This window comes from Nosocomiicoccus massiliensis (assembly GCF_000438455.1).
GTDB lineage: Bacteria > Bacillota > Bacilli > Staphylococcales > Salinicoccaceae > Nosocomiicoccus > Nosocomiicoccus massiliensis.
This window is the reverse complement of record NZ_CAVG010000107.1, coordinates 1-5,722: the sequence shown is the minus strand read 5'-3', so window position 1 is coordinate 5,722 and position 5,722 is coordinate 1. Positions and strand designations below refer to the sequence as shown.

Annotated in this window: 7 protein-coding genes; 3 read left to right on the top strand and 4 right to left on the bottom strand. The window is 34.5% G+C overall.

Translation table 11 applies throughout. The features are described from left to right. Together TJ68_RS04835 and TJ68_RS04830 are read right to left on the bottom strand one after the other, a co-directional pair. Positions 1–452: ABC transporter permease (locus TJ68_RS04835; protein WP_187364855.1), on the bottom strand; the 452-nt coding region annotated here is incomplete at its 3' end. Between the two features lie 16 nt (positions 453–468). Next, positions 469–1,200 carry an ABC transporter ATP-binding protein gene (locus TJ68_RS04830; protein ID WP_040929043.1) on the bottom strand — a complete coding sequence of 244 codons (732 nt, stop codon included), beginning with the start codon at positions 1,198–1,200 and terminating at the stop codon, positions 469–471. A 92-nt stretch (positions 1,201–1,292) separates the two neighbouring features. On the opposite strand from TJ68_RS04830, the gene TJ68_RS04825 reads away from it, so the two are divergent. From TJ68_RS04825 to TJ68_RS04815, 3 genes are all read left to right on the top strand, one after another. Further along, positions 1,293–1,721, top strand: a complete 429-nt coding sequence (locus tag TJ68_RS04825) for an HIT family protein (protein WP_040929042.1) — start codon at positions 1,293–1,295, stop codon at positions 1,719–1,721. A 53-nt stretch (positions 1,722–1,774) separates the two neighbouring features. Further along, entirely contained in the window at positions 1,775–2,137 is a 363-nt protein-coding gene (locus TJ68_RS04820) for a YtxH domain-containing protein (RefSeq protein WP_040929041.1), read from the top strand. A gap of 83 nt (positions 2,138–2,220) precedes the next feature. Continuing rightward, positions 2,221–3,174 (top strand): foldase protein PrsA, encoded by a 954-nt coding sequence (locus TJ68_RS04815; protein WP_040929040.1) that lies wholly within the window; start codon positions 2,221–2,223, stop codon positions 3,172–3,174. Positions 3,175–3,228: 54 nt separating this feature from the next. Here TJ68_RS04815 and yhaM read toward each other — a convergent pair whose 3' ends face one another. Then, the gene (gene yhaM, locus TJ68_RS04810) at positions 3,229–4,167 is read right to left on the bottom strand and encodes a 3'-5' exoribonuclease YhaM (protein ID WP_040929039.1); all 939 of its coding nucleotides are present in this window, start codon (positions 4,165–4,167) and stop codon (positions 3,229–3,231) included. Positions 4,168–4,173: 6 nt separating this feature from the next. Further along, positions 4,174–5,722 (bottom strand): ATP-binding protein (locus TJ68_RS08535; RefSeq protein ID WP_040929038.1); only part of this gene is annotated, 1,549 nt, incomplete at its 5' end.

Sequence of the window (5,722 nt, the reverse complement as noted above, 5' to 3'; positions counted from 1 at the left end):
TGAGTATTTAGTAACGTATGAATCGTTTCAACTTTTATTTTAAACGTTAAATATACTGTCACGATTACTGCGACTGAAAATATCGCAAATTCAATTAGCGTATGGTTAATTAAAACGAGCATGAACGTTAAAATCACCATAACGACCGGAAATATATAACTGAGCACTAATGAGTATCGCTCTGCTCTTTTAAAATATCCATTTAATTCATCTTCTACAGGTACTAAAAAGATAAGGTCCGCTTCTTTTAACAAACTGCGATACGTCGGTGTAATCGATAACGCTACGAGTACAGCGACTAACATATCGACGTATATATTGTTATGTAGCACGTCACGTAACTCAAATAACGAATAGAAAAATGCACCGAGCGCGATCGTTAAAAAGATTAAAAAGTGACTGTTAAAAATAAACTTCATATAATACATACGTTTAGATATGTCTTTATCCATCCGTGTTTTAAATAACTCAGTCCACATTGCTGTCACCTGTTAAATGTAAATAAATATCATCTAACGTACCGTTAATACCCGTCTCTTCTCTTAGAGATTCGATCGTACCGTCTGCGATTTTTTTACCGTGATGAATAATAATATATCTGTCACAATATCTTTCAGCTGTTGCTAAAATGTGCGTACTCATTAAAATAGATTTACCTTTATTTCGCATAGATATCATCAACTCAATTAAACCTTCGATACCTAACGGGTCGAGTCCTAGAAACGGTTCATCTATTATAAATAACTCAGGTTCAACGACGAACGCACAAATTAGCATGACTTTTTGTTTCATCCCTTTAGAAAAATGTGCTGGAAACTTATCGAGTTCATTTTCTAAACGAAACAGTTTGAGAAGTGGCTCTGCTCTTGTCATCGCCTCGTCTTCAGTTAATCCGTATGCCATTGCTGTCATATGAATGTGCTCTCTTAGCGTCAATTCTTCGTATAGAATTGGCGTTTCAGGAATATACGTTAAATGTTTACGCATATTTTCATCTCGGATATTTTTATCTAATACTTTTATCTCTCCACTATGTGGTGACAATAATCCTAATATATGTTTAATTGTCGTACTCTTACCGGCACCATTTAAACCGATTAAGCCGACAATCTCCCCTTCTTTTAAAGAAAAAGAAATATCGTGAATAATTGGTGTTTTACCATAACCACCAGTAACGTTTTGTAATTCTAAAATGTTCATATTGAAACTCTCTTTCAATTAGTTATTCGTGTATATAAGTATATAATAATCTTAAGTAAACTATATCATAACTTATTATGGAGGGAACACTAATGAGTGAGAACAAAACAGTATTTGAAATGATTGTCGATCGAGATATCGATGCGAATATTATTTATGAAGATGATAACTTCATCGCATTTTTAGATGCGTTTCCTGTCGTGAAAGGTCATACGCTCGTCGTGCCGAAAAAGCGTATCGAAAACATTTTTGATTTAGACGATGAAACAGCAAACGATTATATGAAAGTTATTCGTAACGTATCAAAAGCAGTACGTGATACGTTTAACCCTGAAGGCTTAAACGTCGTACAAAACAACGGTGAATACGCTGGACAATCTGTATTCCACATTCACTTCCACATTTTACCGAGATATAAAGACGAACATGACGGTTTTGGTTACAAATGGGAAGACATTGAGTTTACAAAAGAAGAACGTGAACAGTTCGCTGAAGCAATTAAATCTAAACTCGATGCATAATAAACATTCGTTTCGGGTAAGAAATATGTATGATACGTAAGGAAGTGACATAAATGGGTATTAGAAATTTTGCAGTTGGTTTTGTCGTTGGTGTTGTAGGTGGCGTTTCTTTATCAGTACTAAATGCGCCTCAATCAGGACGTGAACTCACAGCTTCTTTAAAATCAAATTCTGGAACAGTGAGTGCGTCAGCGAGCCAAGTTAAAGAAGAAATTAATAACATTAAACAATCTGTGCTTCGTGCAAAGCATGAAGCGTCTAACATTAAAGAATTAACTGACGAAGTGAAAGACTTAGTCGATAACTTTAAATCAGATATTGAACCAAATATCGATCATTTAAAAGACGACGTCGCAACACTTCAAAACACAGCGGAAGACCTTCAGCACGCATTCGATAAACCAAATAAGAAATAATCATTAGCGGTGGTGTAACAAATGCATCACCGCTTATGTTATGTTATATTAGTGAAAGCTAAAATTTAAAGGAGTTTTAAAAGATGAAAAAACTACTCACAACGACGACGTTATCTGCAGCACTCATTTTATCTGCATGTGCAAATGATGACAATAACGCATCAAAAAGCGATAACAAAGAGACAAAATTTGGTGAAACACTCGTAAAGAGTGATGCCGGAAACGTAACAGTGGACGACGTTTTAAATTCATTCGGTATGGAAGAAGTCGCATCACAAACGTTTGAACTCGCATTAAACAAAATAATCGAAGATAAATATAAAGATGAAGTTGATATCGATAAAATTAAAGCAGATGTCGACAAAGAGATAGAAGGTTATGGTGGCGAAGATCAGTTTGCTCAACTACTCTCTCAAAGCCAACCAGGGTTAACTGTTGAAGGTTATAAGCAAAATAAAATCGCAAACATTCTACACAACAAATTCTTTAGTGAAAAGCTAGAAATCTCTGATGAAGATGCAATTAACGGTGCATATGACGCACAACATATTTTAATTAAAGTCGATGAAGAAGCTGAAGACGGTAAAACAGACGAAGAAGCTAAAAAAGAGGCAGAAGACCTTCTTAAAAAAGTTAACGATGGAGAAGATTTCAGTGAGCTTGCAAAAGAACATTCTGACGATACTGGTAGCGCACAAAACGACGGTAAATTAGGTATCGTTACAAAAGGTCAAATGGTTCCTGAGTTCGAGGAAGCACTATTCAAATTAAAACCAGGTGAAGTATCTGACGTTGTAAAAACACAGTTCGGTTACCATATCATTAAACGCCTCGACAAAAAAGCAGAAGATATGTCAGAATCTGAAATTGCAGATGCAAAATCTAAGATGATTAATGAAAAAATCCAAGAAGATCCAAACAAAATCATGGACTTCTACAAAGAGTTACTCGATGAGTACAACGTTAAATTTGAAAACAAAGATATTAAAGAACAAGTCGATAAAATGATGTCACCGATTGACATTCAAGAAAAATAACAAAAACAGGCTCTATTTTTAAAAATAGAGCCTGTTTTTTATGAATACAATATTCTACTCGTCAACACTTCGGTATAGCATTCTACCTTCTAACGGGAATACGCGCTGCGTAAATGTGCCCGGTTCTACAGATTGAATGTGCTTGTCCATCATTAAAATTCTCGCATCGATATTGTCAATCATATGCAGAATTTCTGCTTCTTTAATCATCGGTGTTTTTGGAGATCCGTACTCTAATTTCCCGTGATGTGCGAGTATTAAATGTTTTAATAATAAAATATCTTCGCCTTCGATGTTCAGTTCATCTGCCATTTTTGTAATCTCTTCTGTTGCAATAACGATATGTCCAATTAAATTTCCTTCAACTGTATACGTCGTATTTACAGCACCAGATAATTCTTTGACTTTACCGATATCATGTAAAATGATTCCGGCATATAACAGATTTCTATCGAGCGTTTCGTAGATGTCACATAACGACTCCCCGACTCTTAACATCGTGTAAACGTGATATGCTAAGCCAGATACGAAGTCGTGATGGTTTGTCATCGCTGCTGGGAACGTTGAGAATTCTTTACGATATTTCGTGAGTAATCCACGTGTAATACGCTGAAGATTCGCACTCGTAATTTTTAATGCGTAATCCATAATTTTGTCGAACAGATCATCACCGTCGATCGGTGCTTCTTTTAAAAAGTTATGGATTGAAACGTTATCGTTTTCGTTTGCCGTACGAATTTCTAAAATTTTCATTTGATTATTCCCACGGTAGTTAATAACTTCTCCTCTAACTTTTACCATATCTGCTTCTTTTAACTCTTTAATTTGTTCAGGTGTAACAGTCCATAATTTTGAATCGAGCTCACCTGTTTTGTCTGCTAGAATCAGTGTCATATATGGCTTCCCTTGTTGCGTGACACCATCTTGTGCGCGTTTTACTAAGTAAAACGATTCAACACTGTCTCCAGGTTGTAAAGCAGAAATTTTACTCATCGGTTGTTACCTCCTATTTTTACTATCTTGTAGAACGATTGTATTTGTCGATGGAATGCTCTTTTCTAAATTACAAGTAAAGAATAACACTTGATGTTCTTCTGATTGCTTTTTAAAGTAATCTAAAATTGTTCTTGTACGTGTCTGGTCAAAGTGTACAAATGCATCATCGATAATAATCGGTAAATTATAATAGTTTTTAAGTGCTTTTATTAAGCTAATGCGTAGCGCGATATATAATAGTTCTTTTGTCGACTGTGAGATTTCTGAAGGATCAAAAATTTGACCGTTACTATGCTTCACTTTAATGATGTTGTCTTCATACATCACATCGATATAGCGTTCTTTTGTAATATATTCAAAGATTTTTCTCGCTTCTTCGACGACAATTGGAAGACGCTTGTCTTTAATCGCTTTAATGTGTGCTTCGATTAACGTTTTAATATACATCAGTGACATATAATCGACTGCGCTCGTTTCTATACTATTCTTTTCAAGTTCGTATTGATGACGGAGTACTGAAAGTTGTCCGTTTTCTTCAAGATGTTTAATGTCTTGCTCGATTTTTGCAAGCATAGTTGTCTCTTCGTCGATGTCATTTTCATAGTTCTCGATCATCGTATTAAGCGCTGTTTCTTCGTCTCTTAAATCAGCTGTATTGAATTCAGATAATTGCTGTCTTCTTTCTAAATCGAAGTTTTCTTCAGTTAGCTTGTTATTGAGCTCTTTAAATCGTGCTTCATTGTCTTTAAACTCAGTGAACATTCGGCCGTAGTAATAATACTCGTCCTCATCATCTGCTCCGACATAATTAAAGAGTTCTTTCATTTCTTTTTCTGCAACGTAATTACGATTATCAATAACGTCGATTTCGTTTTCAAATAAGTTTATTTGTTCTCTTAAGTTGTGATATGTCGATTTATCTTTTAATAGCTTTTCGAGCAGCTTATTCGTTTCAAAGAAAATTGAATTAATGTGGAAATCGATACCGTATTTTGAAACTTCTTCTTTGACTGAATTACTAAATTGCGTAATATTACTGTCAATTGCTTCAATACGTGTATTCAGCTCATCGACGTTACGTCTCATTTGTTTGATATTACGAATCGTATATATCGTATCGACGATTTGAGCATTTTCTAATTCATCGCTGACGTATAATTTTTCTTTAACACGTGCTAGATCTCGTTTTAACTGATCATTTGTACTATCTAAAATCGAACGTTTTTCTTCTAAACTTTCTAGCTTAATTTCATCTGATAACTTTTTATTCATATGACGATCGACTTCATTCATCATCTCGCGTGCATCATAATAATCGAAGTTTAAATCGTGTGCATCTTTTTTCTCTTTAATTTTTTGTTTAAGCTTTTCAAGGTCTTGTTCGTATTCATCTTTTAAATGATCGTCTTCCTCTTCAGTTTTATTGAGTTTTAATAAGAGTAATGATAATAACCCAACAACGATAAATATAATACCGTATATATTTTGGTTACTTATAAAGATAAACGACAGACCAATGAGCATGAGTATGACACTCATCGAAATAATGACT

Bases quoted from the DNA above. Each gene is read 5' to 3' on its own strand.
- TJ68_RS04830 (WP_040929043.1), bottom strand. From the start codon at position 1,200: ATGAACATTTTAGAATTACAAAACGTTACTGGTGGTTATGGTAAAACA.
- TJ68_RS04825 (WP_040929042.1), top strand. From the start codon at position 1,293: ATGAGTGAGAACAAAACAGTATTTGAAATGATTGTCGATCGAGATATC.
- TJ68_RS04820 (WP_040929041.1), top strand. From the start codon at position 1,775: ATGGGTATTAGAAATTTTGCAGTTGGTTTTGTCGTTGGTGTTGTAGGT.
- TJ68_RS04815 (WP_040929040.1), top strand. From the start codon at position 2,221: ATGAAAAAACTACTCACAACGACGACGTTATCTGCAGCACTCATTTTA.
- yhaM (WP_040929039.1), bottom strand. From the start codon at position 4,167: ATGAGTAAAATTTCTGCTTTACAACCTGGAGACAGTGTTGAATCGTTT.